The 26484-nt window shown below is 43.1% G+C and carries 17 protein-coding genes; 9 read left to right on the top strand and 8 right to left on the bottom strand.

The genetic code is table 11. The annotated features are described in order from the left end of the window. Window position 1: 1 nt before the first annotated feature. The gene (locus tag KTR06_RS05835; RefSeq protein WP_004311727.1) at window positions 2-1180 is read right to left on the bottom strand and encodes an ATP-binding protein; all 1179 of its coding nucleotides are present in this window, start codon (window positions 1178-1180) and stop codon (window positions 2-4) included. A gap of 162 nt (window positions 1181-1342) precedes the next feature. Between KTR06_RS05835 and KTR06_RS05840 the strand changes: the two genes are divergently transcribed. Further along, a complete protein-coding gene (locus KTR06_RS05840; RefSeq protein WP_008025966.1) occupies window positions 1343-2545 on the top strand; it encodes a hypothetical protein in 1203 nt (400 codons plus the stop codon). A 10-nt stretch (window positions 2546-2555) separates the two neighbouring features. Here KTR06_RS05840 and KTR06_RS05845 read toward each other — a convergent pair whose 3' ends face one another. Next, entirely contained in the window at window positions 2556-4112 is a 1557-nt protein-coding gene (locus KTR06_RS05845; RefSeq protein WP_004300977.1) for an ATP-binding protein, read from the bottom strand. Between the two features lie 832 nt (window positions 4113-4944). Beyond that, complete coding sequence (locus KTR06_RS05850) at window positions 4945-6411, bottom strand: glycoside hydrolase family 10 protein (protein WP_217290054.1); 1467 nt, start codon at window positions 6409-6411, stop codon at window positions 4945-4947. 108 nt (window positions 6412-6519) lie between these two features. Here KTR06_RS05850 and KTR06_RS05855 point away from each other — a divergent pair, with 108 nt between their 5' ends. Genes KTR06_RS05855 through KTR06_RS05865 form a run of 3 tightly spaced genes read left to right on the top strand, consistent with a single transcriptional unit; the run spans window position 6520 to window position 8667 of the window. After that, window positions 6520-7950: a carbon starvation protein A gene (locus KTR06_RS05855; protein WP_004310289.1), complete on the top strand. Its 1431-nt coding sequence runs from the start codon at window positions 6520-6522 to the stop codon at window positions 7948-7950. Then, entirely contained in the window at window positions 7947-8177 is a 231-nt protein-coding gene (locus tag KTR06_RS05860) for a hypothetical protein (protein ID WP_004300962.1), read from the top strand. The genes KTR06_RS05855 and KTR06_RS05860 overlap by 4 nt, the downstream gene beginning before the upstream one ends. A 4-nt stretch (window positions 8178-8181) precedes the next feature. After that, complete coding sequence (locus KTR06_RS05865; RefSeq protein ID WP_004300961.1) at window positions 8182-8667, top strand: outer membrane beta-barrel protein; 486 nt, start codon at window positions 8182-8184, stop codon at window positions 8665-8667. Between the two features lie 97 nt (window positions 8668-8764). Here KTR06_RS05865 and uvrA read toward each other — a convergent pair whose 3' ends face one another. Continuing rightward, entirely contained in the window at window positions 8765-11536 is a 2772-nt protein-coding gene (gene uvrA, locus KTR06_RS05870; protein ID WP_004321543.1) for an excinuclease ABC subunit UvrA, read from the bottom strand. Between the two features lie 16 nt (window positions 11537-11552). On the opposite strand from uvrA, the gene KTR06_RS05875 reads away from it, so the two are divergent. Further along, entirely contained in the window at window positions 11553-13139 is a 1587-nt protein-coding gene (locus KTR06_RS05875; RefSeq protein ID WP_004321541.1) for a glycoside hydrolase family 10 protein, read from the top strand. A 111-nt stretch (window positions 13140-13250) separates the two neighbouring features. Here the strand turns inward: KTR06_RS05875 and KTR06_RS05880 are convergent, their stop codons facing one another. The 4 genes from KTR06_RS05880 to purL all read right to left on the bottom strand — a co-directional run bounded on the left by KTR06_RS05880 (window position 13251) and on the right by purL (window position 22440). Further along, window positions 13251-13799, bottom strand: a complete 549-nt coding sequence (locus KTR06_RS05880) for a chromate transporter (protein ID WP_004300958.1) — start codon at window positions 13797-13799, stop codon at window positions 13251-13253. 118 nt (window positions 13800-13917) lie between these two features. Beyond that, the gene (locus tag KTR06_RS05885; protein WP_004300957.1) at window positions 13918-14460 is read right to left on the bottom strand and encodes a chromate transporter; all 543 of its coding nucleotides are present in this window, start codon (window positions 14458-14460) and stop codon (window positions 13918-13920) included. Continuing rightward, window positions 14457-18467, bottom strand: a complete 4011-nt coding sequence (locus KTR06_RS05890; RefSeq protein ID WP_008644839.1) for a two-component regulator propeller domain-containing protein — start codon at window positions 18465-18467, stop codon at window positions 14457-14459. Before KTR06_RS05890 ends, KTR06_RS05885 begins: the two co-directional genes overlap by 4 nt. A 268-nt stretch (window positions 18468-18735) precedes the next feature. After that, window positions 18736-22440: a phosphoribosylformylglycinamidine synthase gene (purL, locus tag KTR06_RS05895; protein WP_009040525.1), complete on the bottom strand. Its 3705-nt coding sequence runs from the start codon at window positions 22438-22440 to the stop codon at window positions 18736-18738. A 258-nt stretch (window positions 22441-22698) separates the two neighbouring features. Between purL and KTR06_RS05900 the strand changes: the two genes are divergently transcribed. The 4 genes from KTR06_RS05900 to KTR06_RS05915 all read left to right on the top strand — a co-directional run bounded on the left by KTR06_RS05900 (window position 22699) and on the right by KTR06_RS05915 (window position 26441). Further along, complete coding sequence (locus tag KTR06_RS05900; protein WP_004310295.1) at window positions 22699-23352, top strand: LysE family translocator; 654 nt, start codon at window positions 22699-22701, stop codon at window positions 23350-23352. 11 nt (window positions 23353-23363) lie between these two features. Then, on the top strand, window positions 23364-23909 hold the full coding sequence (locus KTR06_RS05905) for a DUF4924 family protein (RefSeq protein ID WP_004304427.1): 546 nt from the start codon (window positions 23364-23366) through the stop codon (window positions 23907-23909). Then, window positions 23910-24776 carry a dTDP-4-dehydrorhamnose reductase gene (gene rfbD / locus KTR06_RS05910; protein WP_004304426.1) on the top strand — a complete coding sequence of 289 codons (867 nt, stop codon included), beginning with the start codon at window positions 23910-23912 and terminating at the stop codon, window positions 24774-24776. 90 nt (window positions 24777-24866) lie between these two features. After that, complete coding sequence (locus tag KTR06_RS05915) at window positions 24867-26441, top strand: peptide chain release factor 3 (RefSeq protein ID WP_004304425.1); 1575 nt, start codon at window positions 24867-24869, stop codon at window positions 26439-26441. The last annotated feature ends 43 nt before the right edge of the window (window positions 26442-26484 follow it).

Consider the following 26484-nt stretch of genomic DNA (forward strand, 5'->3'; position numbering starts at 1 on the left):
TTTAATATAAAAAGCCGAACATCCAGAGAGGTATCTGGTTGCCCCGACCTATTTCAGCCTTATGCAACGCGTACGTTACATTCGGATTGTTCTTGATCTTTGCGCCTTCCTGGCAAATTTTGAACGGCATTACTTCGTCTACCATAAAAGAGACGTTTTTATCTCCTTTATGTACCTTATGGTCTTTCCATAAAGAATTTGCAAAGAATGTGTCGAGCACATCCTGCTCTTCCACTTTCACCGGATAGATGGAATACATCAGGTTGGAGTTGTGCATCATTATCTTTGAAGGTTTTTTAGGGAATTCTTCCCCTTTCGGATAAACCAGATTAATGAGTCGCGCATCTGCCAGATACTTGATATAGTTCATCACCGTGGCGCGAGATGTCTGTATGTCGCTTGCCAGTTGGCTCACATTTGGAGCTTTCGGCCCGTCGACAGCGAGCAAATATAGCAATTTTTTTATCTTTGAAAGATATTTCAGTTCAATTTGTTTGATGAGAAGTATATCTACTTCCACCATCATGTTCATCGTTTTCAGCAGATTCTCCGAAAAGTTACGTTTTTCAAGGAAGAACGGATAGAATCCGTGGTGCAGATAATCCTGAAAATAATCCAACGGACGGACTTTGGAGAGTACTCCTTTGGCAATCTGTTCGTGAGTGCTAAGAATTTCTTCGAGGCTATATGCCCTGAATTTCATGCCTGTTTGCAAGTTTAGGAATTCACGGAAAGAGAATCCACGCAGGTTATAGCTCTTGGCGATATCACGTAATTCAAGATTTTCTTCTTTCAGTCGCATCACGGACGAGCCGGTGAAGACAATTTTCAGGTTAGGAAAACGGTCGTAACACATGCGTAACTCTTTGCTCCATTCCGGATGTTTGAACACCTGGTCGATCAACAATACTTTTCCGCCACGTTTCTGAAATTCGTTGGCGAAGTCTACAATGCTGTGGCCCGAGAAATAGAAGTTGTTCATGTTGATGAACAGACAGGAACGGTCGTTCCCGAATTTCTCTTTGGCGTATTGGAGAAGGAAAGTGGTTTTTCCTACGCCACGTGTCCCTTTGATACCAATCAGGCGGTCGCTCCAGTCGATCTCGTCCATAAGATCGCGGCGAACGGGGGCATTGGTGTGCTCAACGAGGTAGGCGTGTGTGCGGTAGAATGATTCCATTTCAGTTCTTTGTTTTTCGGGTGGCAAATATACTGCTTTTTTTAGGATTTGCAAAGTAGAGATGGCAAAATTGTGTGTTTAATTCCAACTTTCTGTTTATTGTAGTCATTCCTGACTATTTCCTGTATATATTTGCAGAATAAAGTTTTGAATTCATTTGAAATGACAAAAAAGGCTCTTTATATATTCAATCCGGAACATGACTTGGCGTTGGCCAGCGGTGAAACTAATTATATGGCTCCAGCTTCGGCCAGACGTATGGCTTCCGAGTTGGCTTTGCTTCCGATGTGGTATGCAGAGGAGGGGAGTGCTGTATTAGCTTCTTCCGCTTATAATCTGGATTATTTGAAGCAAATGCAGGAATTGCTGGGAGTTTCGATTCATTTGATGACTGAACCGGAACTTGCTGTCGGACCGGATTTGGATATTCGTCCTTGGGGGTGGGATGTAGCTTTGCGGAAACGGCTTTTAGGGCTGGGCGTGGACGAAGCCCTGCTTCCTTCTATGGAGCAATTAAACGGTTTGCGGGAATACTCCCATCGTTCTAAAGCCGTCTCGTTACTTCCGGAATTACAACTGAATGAATATTTCTGCGGAGAATCTTATTATTTGAAGGCACTGGAAGAATGGAAAACTTTTGTGGAAGAGCGGGAATGCTGCCTGTTGAAAGCTCCGCTTTCGGGAAGCGGTAAAGGCTTGAACTGGTGTAAAGGCATATTTACTCCTTTTATTTCCGGTTGGTGTACGCGTGTGGCTGCTTCGCAGGGTGGAATCATTGCGGAACCTATATATAATAAGGTAGAGGATTTTGCCATGGAGTTTTATTCCGATGGTACAGGTGAAGTGACATTTATGGGATATTCCCTCTTCCATACCGGAAAGAGTGGGATGTATGAAGGGAATCGTTTGCTTTCTAATGAGGCAATCTGGAAACAACTTTCGCAATATGTCCCTTCAAAGGTTCTGACGGATTTGGAGAACTGCTTGAAATATAGGCTTTCTGCGTTGGTAGGAACCGTTTATAAAGGTTATCTTGGAGTTGATATGATGATTTGTCGGTTTCCGGAAAATGAAAAGCCGGTTTTTCGGATTCATCCCTGTGTGGAAATCAATCTGCGCATGAATATGGGAGTTGTTGCGCGTTTTTTATATGACCATTATGTACATCCAGGTTCAATAGGGCGTTTTGTGATTGATTATCATCCTTCGGAAGGTGAAGCCTTGCAGGAACATGAACGAATGTCCGCAACTTATCCGTTGAAAATCAGGGAAGGTAGAGTGTACTCCGGTTATTTACCTTTGGTTCCTGTTCATAGGAGAAGTTGTTATCGGGCGTGGATATGGGTAACTCCTGATAATATTTAACTTTATCTGTTCACACCAGCCAGCGACTGATATTGCGTTTTTCCGCACTGAACTCTACCCCGATCTTTATCACTTCACGTCCGTCTGCCTGATACGGTATCAGATAGCCTTTATCGTCGATCTGCTTCAATGCCGCTTCTGCCGTGTCATGCAGCTTGAATTCGAAGACATAGATATATTTAGGTGTTTTCACTACGGCATCTGCACGACCGCGGGCGCTGCGTACTTCGGCATCGGTGAACTGTCCCATAAGTTTGAAGACAATATAGAAAACCACTTGGTAGTGACGCTCTGTCTGCTCGTTCAATTCGTAGTTGAAATCGGCAAAGAAGGCTTGCAGGCGGGTGAGAAAGGCATCGTAGTCTCCCGAACGAAGTTCTTGTACAAACTTGCCGATGTAAAATCCTTGGTCACTGTTTCTCACTCCGGTGTAAAATGGAACCAGGAAATTAATGAAGCCGTAGCGGACTTCATCATTAGGAAATTGCAATAGATAGTTACCAAATTCCCTATCGAAATCTTTTATCGTCAGATAGCCACTTTGGTAAATTAACGGAATCGGATTATTGGAATCTACACGATATTCGGAGAACATGGAAGACGGTGCTTCGATCCCGTCAAGCAAAGTACGCAGGTCGTATTCGGTTTCTTGCAGCATCTCGACGAGGAAAGTCGGTGTGCCGGTCTGGAACCAGTAATTGTCGAACACTTTTGATTTCAGGACATTCAGTACACTGAACGGGTTGAAGATACCTACTGAATTAATGCAAAAATGATAGCCATCGTAGAGACGTGTCATTCGTTGTACCGCGTCATCATAAGAAATGGAATTATTGGCTGCCAGTATCTTGATTTCCGGCTGGAAGGTATCCAATAATTCTTGAAGAGTGATGCCGCAAAGGGTTCCGTAATCGGGCCATAAAGTGATGTCCTGCAATTGGTTGAGGTCACTGAATACACTTACTTGTGAGAATTTCGTTACTCCTGTGAGGAAGACGAAACGTAGGTAGCGGTCGGCACTTTTCAATACTCCGTAAAAGGCTTTCAGAGTTTTACGGTATTCATCCAGTAAGACATCATTGCCTAAAGCTTGCAATAGAGGTTTGTCGTATTCGTCTACCAGAACTACGACGCTGCTACCGGTTTGTTCGTAGGCACGACGGATGACGCCGGAGAAACGACCGGAAAGAGTGTTCTCGTCTATTCCTTTGCCATATTGGATTTCCCATAAGGTGAGTTGACGGCTGAGGATATCATAAAGTCTTTCTGGGGAATCGTACTTCTCGGCATTTAAATCCAGATGCAGCACAGGATGCTTTTCCCATTTCGTTTCCAGTTTTTCAATGGCAAGCCCTTCGAAGAGTTCTTTCTTTCCTTCAAAGTAGGCTTCAAAGGTAGAGAGAAGAAGACTTTTACCAAAACGGCGTGGACGGCTCAGGAAGTATGGAGTAGATGTATAAGCTATTTTCCATACAAGCTCTGTTTTATCTACATATAGATAATCGCCCTTACGAAGTTTCTCAAAGGTCTGTATCCCGATAGGGAGTTTACGAAGCAGGTCATTCATTGTTATTTTCCTTTTAGTGGTTCAAAGATAATCATTATTTTCGTAATATTTCGTTTTCAATATCTCAAAGAACGGGCGTTATAATTTTGTTTAACTGGAAAATTATCATTTAGCTCATTCTTGCACGGTTTTCACCACAGAGGACACGGAGGACACAGAGGTGAATTTGTTTTATGACTTACGGTTGTGACCCTAATTTTAATGCGTAATCCTCCTCTATAAAGTTGAAAAAACATGAAAACATCTGCCACCTGCAACCAAACGCATGTAATACAGTAGTTAATAAGTAGTTGGAGCGTTGCAGATACCTGCGACAGATAGGTTGCAGATAAAGTATCTGCAACACAGTATAAACCTTACATAAACTAATTCTCCATGAGTGCAAAAGTTTATTGTATACATTAACTTCCCGTTTCCAGGCGGGGAACTGTCGTTTCCGGCATTAGAAATTACAGTTTCCACGGCAGGAAACGAGAGTTTCTAAGGCGGGACACTACAGTTTCTAGGTAAGGATACTGTCGTTTCCCCGTAGAGACACTGTCATTTCTCCATAGAGTGATCCCAATTATCCCATAGCTTTGCATAAAGGAATCAAGGCTTTTTCTTTGATTATATAACGTGTTGCAGATACTTTATCTGCAACCTATCTGCCACAGGTATCTGCCACGTTCTAACTACTTATTAACTACTGTATTACATGCGTTTGGTTGCAGGTGGCAGATGTTTTTATGTTTTTCAACTTTATAGTAGGAAAAACTTTCGTTCATTTCTGCACCGTTTCATTCTTTTTTATACTGTTTTGAAACAAATAAGTCGATTCTAAATACTTGGTTTACTGCTGGACCGTTTGCTCCTGTGTCGCTGTACTTTCATTTCCATAGCGGTCAATAGCCGTCACTGCGAAGTGCTTTTTTGCATTCCAAGGCAGGATAGGGGCATATACGTAACTCGTCTCTCGAATATTTTGTGCAACGATATTTTCTGGTCGGTTGATATCTACCGGATAATCATTAGAAGCATAAATAACATACATAGGCTTGTTACGCTGGTCATTGTCAGTAGCCGCTTGCCAGGTTAATTCCGTATATCCATTATCAATATGAGTAACTTTCAGTGCAGAAGGAGCCGTAGGCGGAACATTGTCCAGCCAAGGCATCGGGGGGTGTAAAGCAGGGTATGCATAAAAATTCTCAGATAATTCATCATAAATCCCCTGCGTGTTCTCCATCAGGTATTTCACCCGGTAATGCCCTTCACCCGCCATTTTCTGCTTGCGGATAAAGTTCATCTGACGATCTATTTCGTCGCGTGTCCATTTACCTTCATCGGGATGGAGAAAATAAATGCCGAGTCCCGGAATCACCTGCCGTCCGTTGCTCTGTTCCTGCCAGTCGAGGGCGAAAGGGTAGAAATTGTTTCCCTGGAAATACATCATCGGATAAATCTGATCCATAATACCTTCTCCCATCCAACCTTGCGGGTCCTGATAAACGGTAAAGAAAGCATTCCATCCACGGGAGGGGTAACGAGAAGTATCACGGTATTTACCTACCGGGCAGGTACTAACTTTCACCCAAGGTTTCATAGCTTTTATACCTTTATATATATAACGTACAATTTCGGAGATATTATCCCGGCGCCACTGATCCAGTGTGCGTCCTTTATTGTATCGTCGGAAATCATATTTATCAGGAAAAAGAGGAGCATTCTCCGGATAACGCAGATAGTCGAAATGCACTCCGTCTACATCATAACCGCTAACGACTTCCCGCACCAGTTTCATCAAGTACTCCTTCGTTGCCGGATGTCCCGGGTTGAGGAAATATTCGCGCTTGTAAGGAACGCATATTTCTTTCATCCGCTTGGTGACAGACTGACTGCCGAGCGAAGCAACATGCTTCTTATTCCCTAGTGGGATAGTTACCATCCAGGCATGACATTCCATCCCTCGCTTATGACATTCTTCAACGGCAAAAGCCAGTGGATCATATCCCGGATTTCCTCCTGTCTTTCCGGTCAGGATCGAATTGAAAGGTTCGATTGCCGAAGGATATAATACATCTCCACGAGTACGGGTTTGAAATAGGATAGTGTTGAAGTTGGCAGCCTTCAACTTATCAAGAATATCTATTAACTCTTCTTTCTGCTTGCGGATTGTTTGAGGGGTTGTTGCACGTGTGCGAGGCCAATCCAGTCCGTACACCGCTGTCACCCATGCGGCACGAACTTCGTGCTTGGGTTGCGCAACAATTGAGAGGAAAGGAAACAAAAGTGAAAGAATGAAAATAGTATAGCGCATATCCTTTATTTTTTGTTTTAAATCCCTGCAAAGTTAGTAAAAGTGTCGGTATTGTTGGGCTGTTTCGTGAGATTATGTTACATTTGCCAAGTTAAAAAACGACACGCTATGATTACATTTACTCTATGCCTGCTGGCGTTGATAGTAGGCTATTTTACGTATGGACGCCTCATGGAACGCGTCTTTGGTCCTGACGACCGTAAAACACCGGCTCTTACCAAGGCGGATGGAGTGGACTATATTCCATTGCCTACCTGGAAGATTTTCATGATTCAATTTCTTAATATTGCCGGATTAGGTCCTATTTTCGGGGCAATCATGGGAGCGAAATTTGGTAGCTCTTCATACTTGTGGATTGTGCTGGGAAGTATTTTTGCGGGGGCAGTGCATGATTATTTTGCCGGAATGCTTTCTTTGCGTAATGGAGGTGAAAGCCTGCCGGAAATAATAGGTCGTTATTTGGGACTGACTACCAAGCAGGTGATGAGAGGATTCACTGTCATTTTAATGATTCTGGTGGGTTCGGTTTTTGTTGCAGGTCCTGCCGGATTGTTGGCAAAACTCACTCCGGAAAGTTTGGATGCTACGTTTTGGATTATCGTTGTATTTGCATATTATATTCTGGCTACTTTGCTGCCTGTTGATAAAATAATTGGTAAAATCTACCCGTTGTTTGCGGTTGCCTTGTTGTTTATGGCAGTAGGCATTTTGGTGATGCTCTACGTTAACCATCCGGCTTTGCCGGAGTTATGGGACGGATTGCAAAATACTAACCCGGAAGCGAGCGAACTTCCTATCTTCCCGATTATGTTTGTGAGTATTGCTTGTGGTGCCATTTCAGGTTTCCATGCTACGCAAAGCCCATTGATGGCCCGTTGTATGACTTCGGAACGGCATGGACGTCCGGTATTTTACGGTGCAATGATTACCGAGGGCATTGTTGCTCTTATTTGGGCTGCTGCCGCTACTTATTTTTTCCATGAAAACGGAATGGAAGAAAGCAATGCTTCTGTTATCGTTGATGCCATCACAAAAGAATGGTTAGGGGCAATCGGCGGAGTACTCGCTATTTTGGGGGTGATTGCCGCTCCGATAACTTCGGGTGATACGGCTTTCCGTTCGGCACGTCTGATTGTGGCAGACTTCCTGGGGATGGAACAAAAAAGTATGCGCCGTCGTTTGTACATTTGTATTCCGATGTTTGTACTAGCTATTGGTTTGCTTTTGTATAGTTTGCGTGATGCAAACGGATTTAATATGATATGGCGTTATTTTGCCTGGGCAAATCAGACATTGGCTGTGTTTACCTTGTGGGCTATAACAGTTTTTCTGGCGGTATCCAAGAAACCTTATATCATTACTTTGGTACCGGCACTGTTTATGACATGTGTATGTTCTACTTATATATGTATTGCTCCTGAAGGATTAGGACTCTCGCATACAGTCTCCTATGGCGTTGGTATAGCGTGTGTAATGGTTGCGACTGTTTGGTTCTATATCTGGATAAATAAGCAAAAAACAAGAAAATTATCAGAATGAAGAAAATAAGAAAATCAACAGGAGTGGCGCTTGCATTCCTTATTTATGTATCTGTAACAGCGGCTTATTTGTTGCCTCGTAATACGGAAGTCAGCCTGACAGAGAAAATAATTACGGTGGCAGTTTCTTATGTCATCGTCCTCCTTCTTTGGCTGGTGCTTCGGAAAAAGGAACAAATGCGCGAACGCCGCAAAAAAGACGAACAATCTATTCACTTAAAAAAGTAAGTTTATGAAGAAATTAGCTTTGGCTCTTTGCTTATTGGCAGTCTCTTTTACTGCACAAGCGCAATTTGAGAAAGGAACTACGATTATTAATCCTTCATTGTCGGGGTTGGACTTTTCGTATAGTAAAAACGATAAAGCAAAGTTTGGAGTTGGTGCACAGGTCGGTACATTCTTTGCCGAGGGTATTGCCTTGATGGTAAATGCCGGAGCCGACTGGTCGAAACCGGTAGATGAGTATACACTGGGCACAGGAGTACGCTTCTACTTCAATAAAACCGGTATCTATCTGGGTGGTGGACTCGACTGGAACCGCTTCCGTTGGAGTGGTGGAAAACATCAGACAGACTGGGGACTGGGTATCGAAGCCGGATACGCTTACTTTCTTTCGCGTACGGTAACCATTGAACCTGCCGTTTATTATAAATGGCGTTTCAATGATGGAGATATGTCACGTTTCGGTGTGAAGATTGGATTCGGTTTCTACTTGTAAGAGAGATTGATTTTTTTCATATATTAAGCCCTTGCAGATATAGAATTTCTGCAAGGGCTTAATTACATAAATGTATTATTATAGTTTTGACGATTGCTTATCCTAGTTTTTCTTTCAGAAACTGCCCTGTATAGCTTGCTCCGCAGGCAGCAACTTCTTCCGGGGTACCCACTGCTACGATATTTCCGCCTTTATCTCCACCTTCCGGTCCGAGATCGATTACATAATCGGCACATTTGATGACGTCCATGTTATGCTCGATGATAACGATGCTGTGTCCCCGGCGAATCAATGCGTCGAAAGCATCCAGCAGTTTGCGGATATCATGAAAGTGTAATCCTGTAGTCGGTTCGTCAAAGATAAACATCGTTGGGTCAGCTTTCTCCTGACTTAAATAAAATGCGAGTTTGACACGTTGGTTTTCACCACCGGAAAGGGTAGAAGAAGCCTGTCCTAATTTGATATATCCCAGTCCTACATCCTGCAAAGGAAGCAACTTCTTCACAATTTTCTTCTGTCCATGTTCGTTGAAGAACTCAATCGCTTGGTTGACGGTCATCTCCAATACATCGTAGATACTTTTATCGTTGAATTTCACTTCCAGCGTGTCGGATTTGAAGCGTTTTCCATGACAAGATTCACACTCCAATACCAAGTCTGCCATAAATTGCATTTCTACAGTAATGGTTCCTTCTCCTTTACACTCTTCGCAACGTCCGCCTTCGCTATTGAAACTGAAGAATCCGGGGGTATATCCCATTTGTTTCGCCAAAGGCTGTTCGGACCATAGTTTGCGGATTTCGTCGTAAGCCTTGATGTAAGTCACCGGATTTGAGCGCGATGATTTGCCAATCGGGTTCTGGTCTACAAATTCTACATTCCGCAGGTCACGCAAACTTCCTCCGATTGAAGTGAATTCTCCCGGTCGGTCACTACATTCGTCTAATTCACGTTTCAATGCCCGGAAGAAAATATCTCTTACCAATGTACTCTTCCCGGAACCGGAAACACCCGTAACAACTGTCATTACATTGAGAGGGATACGTACGTTTACTCCTTTCAGATTATTCTCACGTGCGCCTTTCAATTCTATATAGTTATTCCATGGCCGGCGATGCTTCGGAACGGGTATTTCATCTTCTCCTAAAAGATAACGTACCGTATAACTGTTGCTTCCCTTCTTTAAATCCTTCATATCTCCCTGGTAGACAACTTCTCCACCTAGGCGTCCGGCATTGGGACCTATGTCGATAATGTAATCGGCTGCACGGATAATTTCTTCATCGTGCTCTACCACCACTACCGTATTTCCTAATTGTTGCAGTTGACGCAACACATGGAGCAGACGGTCTGTGTCACGGCTATGCAGTCCGATGCTTGGCTCGTCGAGAATATAAAGACTACCCACAAGGCTACTTCCCAGCGAGGTTGCCAGATTGATACGCTGGCTTTCTCCACCCGATAAGGAATTACTAAGTCGGTTCAACGTCAGATAGCCCAAACCTACATCGATTAAAAAGCGAATTCGGCTATTTATTTCAATCAGGATACGTCGGGACACATTGCTGTCGTGCTCATCCAGTTCCAGATGGTCGAAGAATTGCTTCAGTTCTGTGATAGGCAAATCCACCAGTTCGGAAATATTCTTTCCGCCCACCCGTACATATCCGGCTTCCGGTTTCAGGCGGGTGCCGTGGCATTTCGGGCAAAGCGTCTTTCCCCGGTAACGCGCCAACATCACCCGGTATTGTATCTTATATTGATTCTCTTCCAGCATCTTGAAAAAATCATTGATGCCGTGGAAATATTGGTTGCCCTCCCAAAGTAACCTGCGTTGCGCGTCTGTCAACTCATAATAAGGAGTGAAAATGGGGAAGTCGAATTTCTCCGCATTATGAATTAATTCTTCTTTCCATTCGCCCATCTTTTCGCCACGCCAGCATACGATAGCTCCTTCATACACCGATAATGAACGATCCGGAACGACTAAGTGCTCGTCGATGCCGATTACTTTGCCGAATCCTTCGCACGCCGGACAAGCGCCGATAGGCGAGTTGAATGAAAACATCTGGTCGTTCGGTTCTTCAAAGATGATGCCGTCCGCTTCGAATTTAGTGCTGAAAGTATGAAGTTTCGTAGTTCCATCCGATAGAAAAAAACGCAGCATACAGGTTCCGTCGCCTTCATACATGGCTGTTTCGGCAGAATCAGTCAGTCGGCTGATGGCGTCCTTGCTGGTGGCAACCGCCATACGGTCGACCAGCAGATAGACTTCATCACCTGCCACAGGCGTATATTCATCGATTCGTTTCATTTCACCGTTCACTTCGATACGGTTGAATCCTTGTTTCAGGTCTATCTCCAATTGCTGTTGTAATGTGCGGTCTTCACGCAGGCGGATAGGCGTCAGTACCGTATATCTTGTGCCTTCCGGATAAGAAAGCATACAGTTGACGATGTCCTCTGTGGAGTGCTTCTTCACTTCCTGCCCGCTGATGGGACTATACGTTTTCCCCACCCGTGAATATAACAGGCGTAGATATTCGTAAATTTCAGTCGAGGTGCCCACGGTGGAACGGGGATTACGGCTGTTTACTTTTTGTTCGATGGCAATGGCGGGAGGAATCCCTTTGATAAAGTCACACTCCGGTTTGCTCATTCTCCCCAGGAACTGACGCGCGTAGCTGCTTAAGCTTTCTACGTAGCGGCGTTGTCCCTCTGCATAAAGGGTATCAAAAGCAAGTGATGATTTTCCCGAACCCGACAATCCGGTGATAACAACAAGTTTGTTGCGGGGAATATCTACATCGATGTTTTTGAGGTTGTTGACTCGTGCGCCTTTGATCGAAATATAGTTGTTTTCTGACATAAAATACTCCTTTTTTATGGTAGTCGGCAAAGTTAGCGAATTTATCGAGAGTTTGTATTATCTTTGCGTCACATTATTACGATTTAAGAATATTATGAAGCTGAAAAACTATCTTTTACTTTTAGCTCTTCTTCTGGTGGTAGGAGTGAGGGCACAGGTGCCATCAGGCAATAAATATCCTAAACGTGAATTCCGTGGAGCGTGGATACAAGCTGTTAACGGTCAGTTTCGTGGCATTCCCACAGAGAGGCTGAAACAAATATTGATTAGTCAGTTGAACTCTCTTCAGGAAGCTGGTATTAACGCAATCATCTTTCAGGTACGCCCTGAAGCGGATGCATTATATGCTTCCCAGCATGAACCGTGGAGTCGTTTTCTGACAGGAACGCAAGGTCAGATGCCTTCTCCTATGTGGGATCCGATGCAGTTTATGATTGAAGAATGTCAGAAACGGAATATGGAGTTTCATGCCTGGATCAATCCTTACCGTGTGAAGACCTCATTAAAAAATAAGTTGGCGCCGGAGCATATTTATCACCAGCATCCGGAATGGTTTGTTACTTATGGCGATCAGCTATATTTCGATCCGGCACTTCCCGAAAGCCGGGAGCATATCTGTAAAATTGTGACCGATATTGTGTCTCGTTATGATGTAGATGCTATTCACATGGATGATTATTTCTATCCTTATCCGGTTAATGGATTGGATTTTCCGGATGATGCAAGTTTCGCCCGTTATGGTGGAGGTTTCACCAATAAGGCAGATTGGCGTCGTAGTAATGTGAATGTGTTGATAAAGAAGCTTCACGAAACGATTCGTGGCATCAAGCCTTGGGTGAAGTTTGGTATCAGTCCGTTCGGTATTTATCGTAATCAGAAGAGCGATCCATTGGGAAGCAACACCAATGGTTTGCAGAACTATGATGATCTTTATGCCGATGTACTCCTTTGGGCACGTGAAGGATGGATTGATTATAATATTCCGCAAATTTACTGGGAGATTGGCCACAAAGCTGCCGACTATGAGACACTGGTGAAATGGTGGGCTACTCATTCGGAAAACCGGCCGTTGTTCATTGGTCAGTCGGTGCCAAAGACAGTTCAGTTTGCCGATCCGCAGAATTCTTCTATCAATCAGCTTCCCCGCAAGATGGCTTTGCAACGTGCTTACCAAACAATCGGAGGTAGCTGTCAATGGTATGCAGCAGCTGTTGTTGAGAACCAGGGTAGATATCGCGATGCTTTAATCAGTGAATATCATAAATATCCTGCTTTGATTCCAGTCTTTGATTTTATGGATGATAAAGCTCCGGGCAAGGTACGTAAAATGAAAAAGGTATGGACGGAAGATGGCTATATCCTTTTTTGGACAGCTCCGAAAGCTGATACAGAGATGGATAAGGCAGTTCAATATGTAGTCTATCGTTTTGACAGTAAAGAAAAGGTGAATTTGGACGATCCTTCTCATATTGTAGCTATCACGCGCAATCCATTCTATAGACTTCCTTATGAAACAGGAAAAACAAAATGCCGTTATGTAGTGACAGCTTTAGATCGTTTACATAATGAATCGAAATCCGTAAGTAAGAAGTTAAAACTGTAAAGGTATAGAATAAACAACGATAAAACGGTGAACACTCTGCTGAATGATAACGCAGTTTATTCACCGTTTTTTTGTTTACTGTTTTTTTGTTTACTGTTCAGCCGCTCGTTATTAATAGAGCAGCAAACCTGCAATACCACAGGCGATAATCATTAATATCGGATTGGCTTTATATTTTCTTGTTCCGATGAATGCAATCAGAAAGATAATGATACTGATAACGAATGAATAAGTATCTTCCGTAGGCGAACCGAAGTTTTCTGCGTTCATTAATACCAACGCGGCGGAGGCGAGTAATCCGACTACTGCCGGGCGTAATCCATTAAAAATAGATTCTACTATCGGATGTTTCTGGTATTTTAGGAAGAATTTACTGATGGTCAACATCAAGATGAAAGAGGGAAGGACTACGGCAAAGGTAGCAATGATGGAACCCCATACGCTACCCGTAGAAGTAAACCCTACATAAGTAGCTGCGTTGATACCAATAGGTCCTGGAGTCATTTGGCTGATTGCGACAATATCCGTGAACTCCTGCGAACTCACCCATCCATAGCGGGTTACCACTTCGCCTTGAATCATGGAAAGCATGGCATAACCGCCACCGAAGCCAAAGAGCCCGATCTTGAAAAATGTATAGAATAACTGTAGGTAAATCATGTGATTAATAATTTATTATATAATAATTTTAGGCATGGATTACACGGATTTCCCGGCTTTTAGAATTATGAATCTGTAAAACAACAGCGTTAATCCGCGCCTTCTCAACTCTCCATTCTCAACTCTCAACTTTTCTAAATTTCCCCCACAGGAAACCTCCTACACCGGCCGCAATAATAATCCAGATAGGGGAGAAGCCCAACAGCCAGATTAATATTGCCGAGACAACAGGAATCCACAGATTGTAGCGGTTGATTTTTGCGGATCGTCCCATGGTAAAGGTCGGCGCCGCGATGAGTGCCACCACTGCCGGGCGAATTCCTTTAAAAATACGTTCCACTATCGGATTGTCTTTGAAACTATGAAAGAACAGGGCGATAGCCAATATAATAATGAAAGACGGCAAAATTGTTCCCAATGCTGTGATAATACTTCCCCGGATTCCACGCAGCTTATATCCTATAAAGATAGAAATATTGACTGCCAAAATTCCCGGTGCGGATTGGGAGATAGCCAGCAGATCGATAAAATCTTCCTGCGCAATCCATTTCCGTTTGGTGACAATTTCATTTTCAATCAGTGGCACCATTGCATATCCTCCTCCAATAGTAAAGGCGCCTATTTTAAAAAAGATTCCAAATGCTTCGAGATAAATGTTCATTCTTTCTTTTCTCCTCCTTCCTTACTAACTGCTTTTTTCTCTTTGCCATATTGACTGGGACTTACATTATAATGCTTCTTAAATACTTCGCGGAAGTACTTGGCGTCACTGAATCCCGTCATTTCTGCAATTTCTGTTATGCTATGTGTGTCTTCTTTTAGTAATTGTACGGCACGTTTCAGACGAATCAGCCGGATATAATCTCCCGGTGCCTGATCGGTTAATGCCCTTAATTTATTGTAAAAACTTGTGCGACTCATTCCCATCAGGCTGCATAATACATCTACCGTGAGAGCAGGATTGTCAATGTTATCTTCCACGTTCTTTTTGACGTTTGCTATGAATTTCCAGTCAATGTCTTGCGAACAGTTGATGCAGTCTTCATCATTTTCCTCATCATTCAGATCTAAATTTGCGAATTTGCTGCGCAATAGTGCACGGTTAGCCAGCAGATTGGCAACATTAGCTTTCAATATACCAATATTGAATGGCTTCACAACGTATTCATCCGCACCAATCTGAAGTCCCGAGAGAATATCTTTCTCATTATTCAAAGCAGTCAGCAGGATAACAGGAATGTGGGAGGTTTCGATATTATTCTTGATAGCTTGGCATAATTCATCCCCCCGCATTTCAGGCATCATAATGTCTGAAATAACCAGCTCTGGTTTGTACTCGGGAATAATCGTCAATGCTTCTTTTCCATTGGAGCAAACCTGTACGAAATACTCCTCGGATAACGTTTGCGACAGATAGTTGCGCAACTCATCATTATCTTCCACAATCAAGATGCGACGATGATTAATGTTCTCTTTCTTTTGTGCATTTTCGTAAATTTCAGGTGATGGAGGCGGAACGTTATCAATCGTATTTTCTATACGCTGTTTGCTCGGAGTTGCCAGATGTGCTTTCCGGAAGCGCTTGCTGTCTTTAGGGAATGTTATTTTGATAACCGATCCCTGGTTTTCGATGCTTGACAGATTAATCTTTCCTTTATGCAGGCGGACTAGCTTCCATACAAGCATCAGTCCGATACCACTTCCTGTTACTTTGGAATTAATAGCATTGCTGCCACGGAAATGAAGTTTGAACAATTTCTTTTGTTCATTGGCCGGGATGCCGATTCCTGTGTCTCTGACTTCCACGCTCCATGAGTCAGATGTTTCTGAAACGAAAACCTGTACATTTCCATTTTCCGGAGTATATTTCAGTGCGTTCGAAATGATGTTCTTAAAGATAGATTCCATCTTTTCTTTATCAAACCATACGTTCATATACCTGAAATTACTTTCATAAGTGAAGTTGATATGTTTGATGTTGGCGTACTGCTGGAACGCGTTGAATATTTCATTCATAAACGTGTTTAGCTCATGCTCTGAAATATATAATTCGGAAGAATATACGTCCGCTCTTTCAAAGTTGATAAGATTGGTGGTAAGACGTAATAGGGCATTTACGTTTCGTAATGCCGTATTCATGTTCGAAATACCTTCTTTACTCAACTCCTCTTTCTCGCGTAGTTCTTCCAAAGGTGCTTTGATAAGCGTCAATGGGGTACGGATATCATGTGCCGTATTGATAAAGAAGTGTATTTTCTCATCGGAGACTTTGCGTTGCTTCCTCAAAATCAGTATACGCAATAGGACGATGGCAATGAGACAAAGGATAGCTGTATAAACCAGCATGGCCCAGAATGTCAGCCAGAAAGGTTGGGCTATGATAATATCCATACTTCTTTCTTCAAGCATGATGCGTTTGTCTTCATTGGAGATGGCACGTACCCTTAGCGTATATTTGCCCGGGGCAAGATTGGTGTAACGAATCGTGTTCTCTGTTCCGGGTTTGCTCCATTTATCATAGAAACCTTCTAGCCTCCAAGAGTAAAGAATATTGGAAGGATAGTCATAGTTGATGGAAGAAACCTGCAAAGAGAATCTGTTTTGATTGTATTTTAACTTTAGTACCTTTGTATCATTGATGCTTGCTTTCAACGGAGAATCCTCATCACCCGGATAGATTGTTTGATAAAAAAGCTTGAAATCGCTGAAAATCATTTTAGAAGAATAACTTCTGGGCAATTTCATATCCTTGTCAAATTCCACTGCTCCGTCAGAACTGCCTAAAATGAATTTATTGTTTTTCCGTAACGTACCTGATAGCGCATTGAAATGGGTGGTCATCAATCCCATATCTTTGGTCCAGTTATAGAATTTTTTCTCATTGGGATAAAAACTTGTCAATCCGCTTTCTGTACTCATGATTATATCTTTGTCCGCATCCGATAATATGGTATAGATATTATTGGATATCAAAGCACAGTTTTCCGTGTGGTAATGAGTGAACAGTTTTTTATTAATATCGTAAATCAATAGTCCCGACCCGCTGGTACCTATATACAATGAACCGTTTTTTGCTTGGTACAGGGAATAGATATAGTTCGACTCTACCGGAAGTTTTATGCGCTCGAATTTTCCGGATTCTTTATCTAAAAGACATAGGCCGGTGGCACTACCGATCCACATACTTTTTTCATCTTTCTCAACGATGGCGGTAATGGAATTTAATCCATCATAAAACCGTACTTCCTGCGTCTTCAGATTAATACGCTTGAGGTTGTAGAATCCTCCCGACCAGATATAACCCTGCATATCTGTACGAATATCACGTATATATTTATCCGGTCGCTTGTTTGTATGAGTGTACAAAGGCGGCATGAAATAGCTGACACTGAACGTTTTCTTATCTATCTGGTAAGCACCGGAAGAGTACCCGCCTGCCCAGATAATTCCGGGAGCCACTTCGCATATAGTAAGAAAGATATGGCTTTTATTACCTTGCGACTCTTCAAAAGCACTAAGCACCGATCGCCATTGTCCGGTCTTTGAATTAAAAAAACTGATGCCATTGTTCGTTGCAAACCATAAATCTCCCTCTCTGTCTTCAATAATGGCATTTACTTGATCGTTGATTAAAGACTGTTTGTTACCGATGGAGTGCTTAATCCATTTGTAGCTCGTATAACGGTTGTTTTGTATCGTGATTCCGATGGGATAATTAGCCAGCCATATCCGTTCTTCATCATCCACAAAAATGTCATTGATACTGTTACCGTTCATGCCACAATTACTGTTATAATCAGCCACAATTTCGGGTACTATTTGATAAGTATCCATATTTATTTTGTGTACTCCTCCGCCATCGGTAGCTATTAATAACTCTTTGTCATTTAGCGGCTTGAACCGTGTGATACTGATATCTTTCAGGTTATAATCCGGTCGTATGACGGATTTGGTATTCATATCATAAACCATAATTCCCCGCAAGAAAGTGCCGATGAATAGTTTCCGAATCTTTTTGTCGAAGTGTAAATCGCTTACTTGGGCTTTCACGCTCTCCAACTTATCGCAATTGATAAGTTTCAATGCGTTGTTTTCTAATTGGGCATAATGAATCCCCATTTCCGTACCGATGAAGAAATGCGATTCGTCTATTTGTTCAATATCAGTGATTTCTTCACTTATATCATTCTTTATATGGGTGACTTGTTTGGTGTCCGTATTATAGAGAAAGATAGTATCTTTATTGCATAGCCAGATGTGTTTGTTCTGGTCGAGCCAGGCATAAGTGACCGGGTCCGGCTGTTCGCTGAAACTTTCCATCGGTAATTTATATACAAGACTGAAGCAGTCGTGAATCTGGTCATACCGGAATACTTTTCCTTTTTTCCCGATTTCCCATAAGACTCCTTCCTGATCAATATAAAGCCAGTTTAGATTTAACAGAGAGTTCACTTCTGCGTCACCATCCATTAACTTATATCGTTTAAACTCTTTTCCATTGTATCGATCAATACCTTCGTGCGTGAGGAACCACATGTATCCGGTTTTATCTTTTTGAATGCAGTAAACCCGCCGGTTACTTAACCCATCCTCCACTCCGAGATATCGATACGTCTGCGCGACACAAATTAGAGGAAACAATAAGATTAGAAAAAGCCATTTTTTCATACAAATAGGACTTTTAAGGGTTATTGAATCTTTTATGAGGGGGAAAGTTTGACAAAATTAAGAAGATTTTTTGATATTACAAAATTTTGATGAAAGATAACAGCGCTCCAAAAATGAAGAAAATAGACTATTTTATAACTATTTGTATATACTGTTTGTTTTCGGTATTTTGGTATCTATCAGAAGTCTTCCGGTAGAATGGAAAGTTCCGTAAAATAAGAGGCTGGCACTATTTAAAGTACCAGCCTCTGTAAAATATGGAAATGATTTATTTCATTTTCGCTTCCACCCACTTGCGGGCATTGACAAACGCTTCTATCCATGGAGTAACCTGATCGCTGTTCTTGCGGTCGGCCGGATAGCAACCGTTCTGCCATGGGAAGATGGAACGTTCCAAGTGAGGCATGATAGCCAAGTGGCGTCCGTCTGCGCTGGCCAGTGCTGCGATAGAATAATCGGAACCGTTCGGATTGCCCGGATATTCATCATAGCTATACTTCGCTACTACATTATATTTATCTTCGTCATATGGCAAAGAGAATTTTCCTTCTCCGTGAGCTACCCAGATACCCAGTTTGCTTCCACTTAAAGAGCCGAACATCACACTGCGGTTAGTCGGGATAGTAAGACCAAGGAAGCGTGATTCGAATTTGTGTGAATTGTTATGTAGCATTTTTCCTTTCTTCTTCAGTTCCGGGTTGATAAGATTGAGTTCCATCATCAGCTGGCAACCGTTGCAGACACCCAATGACAATGTATCTTCGCGTGCATAAAATTTATCCAATGCTTCTTTAGCTTTCGGGTTGAACAGGAATGCGCCTGCCCATCCTTTAGCAGAACCCAGTACATCGGAGTTAGAGAAACCACCGCAGTAAACGATCATGTTTACGTCTTCCAGTGTTTCGCGTCCGCTGATGAGGTCGGTCATTGTAACGTCTTTTACGTCGAAACCTGCCAAATAGAGTGAGTAAGCCATTTCGCGCTCACCGTTTGTACCCTTCTCACGGATGATAGCCGCACGGATACCGCTTGGGGTACGACGATCCGGAGTAATACCGTATTGAGAAAGCTTACCTTTGAATTCCGGCATGAAAGCGAATTCAACAGGTTGCATCTTATAGTTTTCAAAACGTGCTTTTGCGCAACCGTTCATAGATTGTTTGCGGTCGAGCAGGTAAGAAGAAGAATACCATACGTCACGCATATAATCGATACCAAACTGGTAAGTAGCACCGTCTTTAGATACCAAAATGTGGCGTTCGTCAGTCGGTTTACCCAGCTTTATATAGCCTACGCCTGCATCTTCCAGAATCTTCTTCACTTCATCCTTATGCTTGTCGCTGATCTGGATAACGATACCCGGATTTTCAGCAAACAGAATCTTAACGATATCCTGTTCTTTCATCTTGTCGAGGCTGATTTCCATACCGCCTTCTACATTAGAGAAGCACATTTCGAGCAATGTAGTGATCAAACCACCGGCAGAGATATCGTGTCCTGCAAGAATCAATCCTTTGTTGACAAGTTCCTGTACGGCAAGGAAAGCATCACGGAAATATTCGGCATCTTGTACGCAAGGTACTTCGTCACCAACTTTACCCAGAGATTGTGCAAAAGCCGAACCACCCAGTTTCAGTTCATCGAAGCTGAAGTCAATATGATAAAGCGTAGTCTTTTCATTGTTAACCAATACCGGAGATACCACTTTCTTCACGTCGGAAACTTCACCACCGGCAGAAACAATCACAGTTCCCGGAGAAATCACTTTCTCGCCGTTCGGATACTTCTGTGTCATAGATAGAGAGTCTTTTCCGGTAGGAACATTGATCTGCAGCGCGCAACAGAAATCGCTTAAAGCTTTTACAGCTGTGTAAAGACGGGCATCTTCACCTTCTTGAGAGCGGCAAGGCCACATCCAGTTGGCAGACAGTGAAATGCTATCCATACCTTCCGCCATTGGAGCCCAAACAAGATTGGTCAGCGCTTCGGATACAGAAAGAATAGAGCCGGCAGCCGGATCAGCCAATGCTGCTTGCGGAGCATGTCCGATAGAGGTAGCGATACCTTTCTCGCCACGGTAGTCGAGTGCTACGACACCGCAGTCGCTCAACGGCAACTGAAGTTCACCCTGACATTGCTGACGAGCCACTTTGCCTGTTACCGAACGGTCTACCTTGTTTGTCAACCAGTCTTTGCAGGCTACAGCTTCAAGCTGCAATACATTCGTCAGATATTCATGTAGTTTAGACAATTCGTATTTCGGCATTTCATAATGACGTTCTACGGTCTTGTCTACCATATAGGTTTTGGGAGAAGAACCGAACATCTGTTCTACGGCAAGGTCGAACGGACGTACACCGTCAGCCTGTTGGAAAGCGAAACGATGATCACCGGTTGTTTCACCGACTACGTACATTGGAGCGCGTTCGCGTTCGGCAATCTTACGTACATGTTCAATAGCCTCTTCTTTAATCAGCAGACCCATACGTTCCTGACTTTCGTTAGCGATGATTTCTTTGGCAGACAAAGTCTTGTCACCGATAGGCAACTTGCTCATATCGATCAAACCACCACATTCTTCCACGAGTTCGGACAGACAGTTTACGTGTCCGGCAGATCCGTGGTCATGGATAGAAACCACCGGATTCACCTCTTCTTCACAAAGAGCGCGTACTACGTTATTGGCACGTTTTTGCATTTCTGCGTTGGCACGTTGCACGGCATTCAACTCGATGCCACTGCTGTAACGACCGGTATCAACAGAAGATACGGAACCGCCACCCAGTCCGATACGGTAGTTGTCACCACCGATAACCACTACTTTGTTTCCAGCTTCCGGTGTGCCTTTCAGGCAGTCGCGTTGTGTACCGTAACCAACACCACCGGCAAGCATGATTACTTTGTCGTAACCATAAACTTCTTTGTTTTCTGTATGTTCGAAAGTCAGTACCGAACCGCAGATCAGCGGTTGGCCGAACTTGTTACCGAAGTCGGAAGCACCATTGGATGCTTTGATTAGAATCTGTTCCGGAGTCTGGTATAGCCATTTGCGTACCGGAAGAATCTCTTCCCATTCGCGTCCTTCTTCTGTGCGTGGATAAGAAGTCATGTAGACTGCAGTACCCGCAATCGGCCATGAACCTTTACCACCACCCATACGGTCGCGGATTTCACCGCCGGTACCGGTAGAAGCACCATTGAATGGCTCAACAGTAGTAGGGAAGTTATGAGTTTCCGCTTTCAGTGAGATAACACTCTTGATGTCCTTTACTTGGAAGAAATCAGGTTTTGAATGATCTGCCGGAGCAAATTGTTCCACAACCGGACCTTCAGCGAAGGCTACGTTATCTTTATAAGCAGAGATTATTTTATTCGGATTTTCCTGTGTAGTCTTTTTAATCATCTGGAACAGGGAAGATTCCTGCTCTACGCCGTCGATGATAAACGTTCCGCCGAAAATTTTGTGGCGGCAGTGTTCGGAGTTGATTTGTGCGAAACCGAATACTTCAGAGTCGGTCAGCTTCCGTCCGAGGTCCTTTTCTACTTTCTTCAGGTAGTCCATTTCTTCTTTGGAAAGAGCCAAACCTTCTTTTTCGTTGTACACTTCGAGATCTTCAATGTAGATGATTGGTTCCGGCTGACGGTTTGTCGTGAATACGTTTTGGTCGAGTCCTTTGTACATGCGTTGGAGCATCGGGTCGTAATCGGCATTTTCGTCCTTAACAGGGAAGTACTCCTCGATGCGGCTTATGCCTTCGAGCCCCATGTTTTGGGTGATTTCTACTGCGTTTGTACTCCAGGGAGTGATCATTTCGCGGCGTGGGCCAACGAAACAGCCTTTCAGGTTTTCTTCACTTTCCATCACGGCTTCGCCAAAAAGCCAGCAGAGTTTATTACTTTCGTCAGGGGTGAGCTGATGGTTGCTCTCTACGGCAATCACGCTCTTGGAAGGGGTTCTGAAAAAAAGAATCATGTTGTATATTTACGATTTTACGATTTACGATTTTACGATTGAAGTTCCTGCAGGAGAAACTCTTCTCTTTTTCTGTGGCGCAAAGATAATCAATTTCGTTGGTGGTAGGAAAAAAATAGAGAATAAATTCCTATACCTTATTTAATATGTTTATTTTCGATGTACGTTTTACTTATTATCGCTATATATAGTGATTCTTGTGTGGAAAAAACGTTAATATACTATCCCCATATCACAAAAAAGTGCGATATTTGCGACATGATTCAGATAGAGACAATATTCGATATATTAGTGAAAGGCTTTATTATTGGCGTTGTTGTGTCCGCACCCCTCGGTCCGGTGGGCGTATTATGCATCCAGAGGACTTTGAATAAGGGGCGTTGGTATGGATTTGTAACAGGTCTGGGAGCCTCTTTGAGCGATATAGCATACGCTTTGCTCACCGGCTACGGGATGAGCTTTGTGTTCGATTATATTAATAAGAATATTTTCTATCTGCAATTATTGGGGAGCATCATGCTACTCCTTTTTGGTATATATACCTTTCGTAGCAACCCGGTGCAGTCCATTCGTCCGGCTTCCTCCAGCAAAGGTTCTTATTTCCATAACTTTATTACCGCATTTTTCGTCACTCTCTCCAATCCCTTGATAATCTTTCTGTTTATCGGACTTTTCGCCCGTTTTGCCTTTGTGCAGCCGGGGGTGCTGGTCTTTGAAGAGATCACGGGATATCTTGCAATTGCTATAGGAGCATTGACCTGGTGGTTGGGTATCACTTATTTTGTGAATAAGGTGCGCACTAAATTCAATTTACGTGGTATCTGGATACTGAATCGTGTTGTAGGAAGTATCGTAATGCTGGTATCTGTTGCCGGATTGATTTATACTTTGTTGGGAGAGTCACTTTATTAAGAGATAACATAATGAATCAGATAGCACAACAACTGAAAGAGAAGAATATTGCCGAATACCTTATATATATGTGGCAAGAGGAAGACTTGATCCGTGCCAATCATTGTGAACCGGAAGAGATGGAGGCAAATGTAATTGCCCGCTATCCGGAAGAACAGCGGCCTGCCATGCGAGAATGGTATACCAACCTGATTACGATGATGGGCGAGGAAGGAGTACGGGAAAAGGGTCATCTGCAGATTAATAAAAATGTAATTATCAATCTGACAGAGTTGCACAACGCATTGTCCTCTTCTCCTAAATTTCCTTTTTACAGTGCTGCTTATTTCAAGGCATTACCGTTTATCGTAGAATTACGGAATAAAAACGGCAAGAAAGATGAACCCGAACTGGAAACCTGTTTTGAAGCGTTGTATGGAGTACTCCTGCTTCGTCTTCAAAAGAAGCCTATCAGCGAAGGAACTGCCAAGGCAGTGGAAGCTATCACTAGTTTCCTTTCTATGTTGGCAAATTATTATGATAAAGACCGTAAAGGTGAATTAAAACTGGATGAATAAATGAGAATTTTAGTAACGGGTGCCAACGGTCAGCTTGGCAATGAGATGCAGGTGCTTGCGAAAGAGAACCCGCAACATACGTATTATTTCACAGATGTGCAGGAACTCGATATCTGTGACAAGCAAGCTGTGTGGACTTATATGGCAGAGAAGCAGATTGAGCTTGTTGTTAATTGTGCTGCTTATACAGCTGTAGATAAAGCTGAAGATAATCAAGAATTAGCATACAAATTGAATTGTGAAGCACCGAAACAACTGGCAAGTGCAGCACAAGCCAATGGTGCTGCCATGATACAAGTATCTACTGACTATGTATTTGACGGTACTGCGCATACTCCATACACGGAAGACTGCAATCCTTGCCCGGATTCTGTATACGGCACCACTAAACTGGAAGGAGAAAAGGAGGTAATGAATCACTGCGAGCAAGCAGTCGTTATCCGTACCGCATGGCTCTATTCTATTTTTGGCAATAATTTCGTAAAGACGATGCTTCGTCTTGGAAAAGAGCGTGACAGCCTGGGAGTTGTTTTCGACCAGATCGGGACTCCGACGTATGCCAATGACCTGGCACGGGCCATCTATGCTATTATTAATAAAGGTATTGTTCGCGGTATCTACCATTTCAGCAATGAGGGAGTTTGTTCCTGGTATGATTTCACGGTAGCTATTCATCGTCTGGCAGGAATAACCACCTGCAAAGTGAAACCTTTGCATACAGCCGAATATCCCGCGAAAGCAAACCGCCCGGCATATTCCGTGCTTGATAAAACAAAAATAAAAACAACGTTCGATATAGAGATTCCTCATTGGGAGGAGAGCCTCAAACAATGCTTGATAAAATTAGGAATGAAAAATGAAGAATGAAGAATTTCGATGCGGCTTTATAGATAGCGTAACAATTCTTCTTTCATCATTCATCATTCATCATTCTTCATTCTTCATTCATATTAATATATGGCAGATAATACAGAAATTTTGAGACGGCGAACGTTCGCCATTATTGCGCATCCGGATGCCGGTAAGACATCATTGACGGAAAAGCTATTGCTTTTCGGTGGTCAGATACAGGTAGCAGGTGCTGTAAAGAGTAATAAGATTAAAAAGACGGCTACGTCCGACTGGATGGAAATCGAGAAACAACGTGGTATTTCGGTAACGACTTCCGTGATGGAATTCGACTATCGGGACTATAAGATTAACATTCTCGATACTCCCGGTCACCAGGACTTTGCCGAAGATACATATCGCACACTGACAGCTGTAGACAGTGTTATCATCGTTGTAGACGGTGCGAAAGGTGTGGAAACGCAGACACGTAAACTGATGGAGGTGTGCCGTATGAGAAAGACTCCGGTAATAATCTTCGTCAACAAAATGGACCGTGAAGGAAAAGATCCGTTCGATTTGCTTGATGAACTTGAAGAAGAACTGATGATTCAGGTTCGTCCCTTGTCCTGGCCGATAGAGCAGGGAGCACGTTTTAAAGGGGTATACAATATCTATGAACAGAAACTGGACTTGTATCAGCCATCCAAACAGATGGTAACAGAGAAAGTGGCAGTCGATATTCATTCGGAAGAACTGGATCAGCAGATTGGCAAGTCGTTGGCAGACAAACTGCGTGGCGATTTGGAACTGATTGAGGGTGTTTATCCGGAATTTGATTCTGAATCCTATTTGGCAGGAGACTGTGCGCCTGTATTCTTTGGATCAGCGCTGAACAACTTCGGTGTGCAAGAGTTGCTGAACTGTTTCGTAGAGATAGCTCCCAGCCCTCGTCCTGTACAGGCAGAAGAGCGTGAAGTGAAACCTGACGAACCGAAATTTACCGGATTCATCTTTAAGATAACCGCCAACATTGATCCCAACCATCGTTCTTGTGTGGCATTCTGTAAGATTTGTTCCGGTAAGTTTGTTCGCAATGCTCCATATACACACGTCCGTCATGGAAAGACCATGCGTTTTTCGTCGCCTACCCAGTTTATGGCACAGCGTAAAACAACGATTGATGAAGCTTATGCAGGAGATATTATCGGTCTGCCGGATAATGGTACCTTTAAGATTGGCGATACGCTGACAGAAGGTGAAATGCTTCATTTCCGCGGATTGCCGAGCTTCTCGCCGGAGATGTTCAAGTATATTGAAAATGCCGATCCGATGAAGCAGAAACAGTTGGCGAAAGGTATCGATCAGTTGATGGATGAAGGTGTGGCACAGTTGTTTGTCAATCAGTTCAATGGCCGTAAGATTATCGGTACGGTGGGACAGTTGCAGTTTGAGGTCATTCAGTACCGTTTGTTGAATGAATACAATGCGTCCTGTCGCTGGGAACCGGTAAGTCTTTATAAAGCCTGTTGGGTAGAAAGCGATGATCCCGCAGAACTGGAAGCCTTCAAGAAACGTAAATACCAGTATATGGCAAAGGATAGAGAAGGGCGCGATGTGTTCCTGGCAGACTCCGGTTATGTACTTCAGATGGCGCAGATGGACTTTAAACACATCAAATTCCACTTTACAAGTGAGTTTTAAAACATATTCCGTTGATTTTAACTAAAAAATCAGGTAAAAAAAG

Source organism: Bacteroides sp. MSK.20.12 (genome assembly GCF_019052435.1).
Classification (GTDB): Bacteria; Bacteroidota; Bacteroidia; order Bacteroidales; family Bacteroidaceae; genus Bacteroides; species Bacteroides xylanisolvens.

Bases quoted from the DNA above. Each gene is read 5' to 3' on its own strand.
- KTR06_RS05835 (WP_004311727.1), bottom strand. From the start codon at position 1,180: ATGGAATCATTCTACCGCACACACGCCTACCTCGTTGAGCACACCAAT.
- KTR06_RS05840 (WP_008025966.1), top strand. From the start codon at position 1,343: ATGACAAAAAAGGCTCTTTATATATTCAATCCGGAACATGACTTGGCG.
- KTR06_RS05845 (WP_004300977.1), bottom strand. From the start codon at position 4,112: ATGAATGACCTGCTTCGTAAACTCCCTATCGGGATACAGACCTTTGAG.
- KTR06_RS05850 (WP_217290054.1), bottom strand. From the start codon at position 6,411: ATGCGCTATACTATTTTCATTCTTTCACTTTTGTTTCCTTTCCTCTCA.
- KTR06_RS05855 (WP_004310289.1), top strand. From the start codon at position 6,520: ATGATTACATTTACTCTATGCCTGCTGGCGTTGATAGTAGGCTATTTT.
- KTR06_RS05860 (WP_004300962.1), top strand. From the start codon at position 7,947: ATGAAGAAAATAAGAAAATCAACAGGAGTGGCGCTTGCATTCCTTATT.
- KTR06_RS05865 (WP_004300961.1), top strand. From the start codon at position 8,182: ATGAAGAAATTAGCTTTGGCTCTTTGCTTATTGGCAGTCTCTTTTACT.
- uvrA (WP_004321543.1), bottom strand. From the start codon at position 11,536: ATGTCAGAAAACAACTATATTTCGATCAAAGGCGCACGAGTCAACAAC.
- KTR06_RS05875 (WP_004321541.1), top strand. From the start codon at position 11,553: ATGGTAGTCGGCAAAGTTAGCGAATTTATCGAGAGTTTGTATTATCTT.
- KTR06_RS05880 (WP_004300958.1), bottom strand. From the start codon at position 13,799: ATGATTTACCTACAGTTATTCTATACATTTTTCAAGATCGGGCTCTTT.
- KTR06_RS05885 (WP_004300957.1), bottom strand. From the start codon at position 14,460: ATGAACATTTATCTCGAAGCATTTGGAATCTTTTTTAAAATAGGCGCC.
- KTR06_RS05890 (WP_008644839.1), bottom strand. From the start codon at position 18,467: ATGAAAAAATGGCTTTTTCTAATCTTATTGTTTCCTCTAATTTGTGTC.
- purL (WP_009040525.1), bottom strand. From the start codon at position 22,440: ATGATTCTTTTTTTCAGAACCCCTTCCAAGAGCGTGATTGCCGTAGAG.
- KTR06_RS05900 (WP_004310295.1), top strand. From the start codon at position 22,699: ATGATTCAGATAGAGACAATATTCGATATATTAGTGAAAGGCTTTATT.
- KTR06_RS05905 (WP_004304427.1), top strand. From the start codon at position 23,364: ATGAATCAGATAGCACAACAACTGAAAGAGAAGAATATTGCCGAATAC.
- rfbD (WP_004304426.1), top strand. From the start codon at position 23,910: ATGAGAATTTTAGTAACGGGTGCCAACGGTCAGCTTGGCAATGAGATG.
- KTR06_RS05915 (WP_004304425.1), top strand. From the start codon at position 24,867: ATGGCAGATAATACAGAAATTTTGAGACGGCGAACGTTCGCCATTATT.